The 1,705-nt window shown below is 74.4% G+C and carries 2 protein-coding genes; one reads left to right on the top strand and one right to left on the bottom strand.

Features of this window, described 5'->3' with window-relative positions; all coding sequences use genetic code 11:
• Positions 1-158: 158 nt before the first annotated feature.
• The gene (gene ispF, locus AC2W7J_RS17975; RefSeq protein WP_485984117.1) at positions 159-662 is read right to left on the bottom strand and encodes a 2-C-methyl-D-erythritol 2,4-cyclodiphosphate synthase; all 504 of its coding nucleotides are present in this window, start codon (positions 660-662) and stop codon (positions 159-161) included.
• 54 nt (positions 663-716) lie between these two features.
• On the opposite strand from ispF, the gene AC2W7J_RS17970 reads away from it, so the two are divergent.
• Positions 717-1,705: NAD(P)-binding domain-containing protein (locus AC2W7J_RS17970; protein WP_485984115.1), on the top strand; the 989-nt coding region annotated here is incomplete at its 3' end.

The following is a 1,705-nucleotide window of genomic DNA, read 5'->3' as shown; positions in this document are numbered from 1 at the left end:
CCGGGCGCCCGAGGTCGAGGGCATCGACGTGCCCGCAGCCCTGACCGCCGTCGAGCAGGCGCAGCCGGCCATCGAGGCCGCGTGGCGTCCGGTGACCGAGGCCTTCGCCGCGCGCCTGGGCTGAGCGCGGGCGTCAACAACCTGACGGCCGAGTACATCTAGGCGACCGCGACGACGAGGGCGGTCGCGATCGCAGCCGCACCCTCGCCCCGACCGGTGAGCCCGAGCCCGTCGGTCGTCGTGCCGCTGAGGCTGACCGGCGCTCCGCAGGCAGCGGACATCGCCTGCTGCGCCTCGTCACGACGGGTGCCGATCTTGGGCCGGGTGCCGATGACCTGCACCGCGATGTTGCCGATCTCGAATCCCGCCTCGCGCACCAGCCGGGCCGCCTCGGCGAGCAGCCTTGTGCCAGAGGCCCCCTCGAGCTCCGGGCGCCCGGTACCGAAGTGCTGGCCGAGGTCACCGATGCCGGCCGCGGCGAAGAGCGCGTCGCACGCCGCGTGGCAGGCGACGTCGGCGTCGGAGTGCCCCTCGAGACCGACCTCGCCGGGCCACAGCAGCCCGCCGACCCACAGCTCGCGCCCGGAGTCGGGCGCGGCGAAGGCGTGGACGTCGACACCGATCCCGGTGCGCGGCAGCCGGGCGACCTCGTGTGCACTCATGGCGACAGTCTCGCAGCCGGGATCAACCGCGGCCGCACCTGCGTTGGACGCAGCGTGACCCCCTTCGACTCGCTCGTCATCGGTGCCGGTCAGGCCGGGCTCTCGGCGAGCCACCACCTGCGCCGGCTCGGCATCGACCACGTCGTGCTCGACGCCAACGAGCACGCCGGCGGCGCCTGGCAGCACCGGTGGGACTCGCTGACGATGGCCGACGTGCACGGCGTCGCCGACCTGCCCGATGCGCCCGCGCCCGGCGAGAGCACCGAGCGGGCCAACGAGGTCATCGCCTGCTGGTTCGACGACTACGAGCAGTCGCACGACCTGCCCGTGCTGCGCCCGGTCCGCGTCGAGCGGGTCACCGACGACGACGGTCTGCTCGTCGTGCACGCCGACGCCGGCACGTGGACGACGCGCACGCTCGTCAACGCGACGGGCACGTGGACCCACCCCTTCGTCCCCACCTACCCCGGGCAGCGCGACTTCGCCGGGGAGCAGTGGCACACCGTCGCCTACCCGGGGCGCGAGCATTTCCGCGGCATGCGCGTGCTCGTCGTGGGTGGCGGCGCCTCCGCGGTGCAGTTCATCGGCGAGCTCGCGACGATCGCGCACGTGCAGTGGGTGACGCGCCGGCCGCCGGTGTGGACGACGGAGTTCTCCGGCCGGGCAGCGATCGAGATGGTCGAGGAGCGGGTGCGCGAAGGGAGACCCCCGGCGAGCGTCGTCTCCGTCACCGGGCTCTCGCTGCGCCCCCAGGAGATGGCCGCGGCGCGGACCGGGGTCTACGAGCGCCGCCGGCCGATGTTCGAGCGGATCGAGCGCGACGGGGTGCGCTGGGCCGACGGCAGCACCGAGCGCTTCGACGCGATCCTGTGGGCCACCGGGTTTCGCCCCGCGGTGCGCCACCTCGCGCCGCTGGGTCTGCGTAGTGCGGAGGGCGGCATCGCCCTGCTGCCGGGATCACGGGACGTGCAGACCTCGGTGACCGCGGCCCGCGACCCCCCGCGTGCAGCTCGTCGGCTACGGGCCCTCCGGCGAGCACGATC

It is taken from the genome of Janibacter sp. CFPM2_SD2 (assembly GCF_057364645.1).
Note: the sequence above shows the minus strand (reverse complement) of the source record. Positions and strands in the feature narration are given on the sequence as shown.